Genomic DNA, 1,630 nt, shown 5'->3' on the forward strand with positions numbered 1-1,630 from the left:
AAAACATACTAAGATTAGTAGTGAGAAAATCTCCGACGGGAGAAAGTACTCACTACTTTTTTCGTTATGTTAAAGTAGAGGTGTCTTGTTAAGTCGATGAGTCCTTTGGCGCTAGACGTCGTAACTAAAACTGGCAAGACACCTGTTTTAGGAAGAATGTTATCAAAGTATGTGGGACGAAAAACGTCGAGTATTGAAAATGACATCACTAAAGCAAGGAATCATTCAAGACAAAGAGGTAATATCATGCGAGTAGTTTTTGGGATTGATGTGAGTAAAGCAAGTTCAGAAGTAGCCATCTTGATCAATGGAGAGAAAGTACATGGCTATACCATACCCAATGATGCCATCGGATTTAATCGACTACTTGGGGACTTGAAGACTGTTCACCAGCCAGAGATTGTCTTCGAGGCGACTGGTGTCTATTCTCGTCGTCTTCAGGCCTTCTTTGAGGATAATAGTTACGCTTATACACGCCTCAATCCTTTAGAATCCAAAAAACAACTAGATAGCTTACGAGTACGTAAAACCGATAAGATTGACGCTGAAAAACTAGCTATGTCTCAGTTCATCCTCAATCGTAAACCAAGCTATGTCCAAGAAGCGCTTTATCAAGAATTACGCGACCTCAGCCGTTTCTATCAGAATCTTACTGAGGATATTGTCTGCGCTAAAAACCGTCTGCACAAGGTTTTACAGGTCACTTTTCCTGAATTGGAAAACATCTTGTCGGCACCAACTGGGGAACAATATTGGAACTTGGTAATGACTTTTCCATGTAATAGTTTTGTACTGGAGTTGGGTGACGCCGCATTAAGAGCTATCATCCGTCAGTCTACATCAAAACGCATCTCTGAAAAACGTGTGACTTACTTAGTAGATAAGCTTACAAAACTAGCTAATCAGTCTTATTGTGCGGTCAAGAAAACCTCTCCAATGATGGAAGAGGTCAAATACTATGCAGGGGAGTTACTTAGGCTTTCTGAATATAGACAAAGTGTTTTAGAGGAGATGGTAACATTGGCTCAACCTTTGCCAGAATACGAGATTCTTCTCTCTATTCCTGGAATAGCTGAAACCACAGCGACCAGCATTATTGGTGAACTTGGTGACATTCGTCGATTTCACTCTGCCAATCAAATCAATGCTTTTATCGGCATTGACCTCAGACACTATGAATCTGGGGACTTTCTAGCCAAGGAACATATCACCAAACGTGGGAATCCCTATGCTAGAAAGATTCTCTTTAAGTGCATTCATAACATAGCTTCAGCTAGCCACACCAATCCTTGTCATATCGCAGACTTCTATGATAAACGGAAAAGACAATCGCAAGTGACTTCAACCAAACCACACACGATTGCCTCTATACATCGTCTCATCAGAACAATGTATTACCTCATAACGCATAACAAACTTTACGATTATACTTCTACCCAAAATCGGTAAAATTGTTTATGCCATATTATTGTAACACCTTATCAAAAAAATCACTAGGTAAGGTGTTGGTTTTGTGTACACTTTTTACACTAAACTTTAGCTCAAAAAAAGACAATTTCCTTCGTTTGACATATGGAACTCAAACTATTTTTCATCAAATACCTTGATATACTTGACAAATGGTAGAAAA

General features: G+C 39.2%; 1 protein-coding gene. It reads left to right on the forward strand.

Annotation, left to right across the window (positions count from 1 at the left end):
• The first annotated feature begins 246 nt into the window (after positions 1-246).
• Positions 247-1,449 (forward strand): IS110 family transposase, encoded by a 1,203-nt coding sequence (locus FZ952_RS11460; protein WP_316246208.1) that lies wholly within the window; start codon positions 247-249, stop codon positions 1,447-1,449.
• The last annotated feature ends 181 nt before the right edge of the window (positions 1,450-1,630 follow it).

This window comes from Streptococcus sp. Marseille-P7376 (assembly GCF_902460385.1).
GTDB lineage: Bacteria > Bacillota > Bacilli > Lactobacillales > Streptococcaceae > Streptococcus > Streptococcus sinensis.

Coding starts and splice junctions, on each gene's coding strand:
- FZ952_RS11460 (WP_316246208.1), top strand. CDS start 247: ATGCGAGTAGTTTTTGGGATTGATGTGAGTAAAGCAAGTTCAGAAGTA.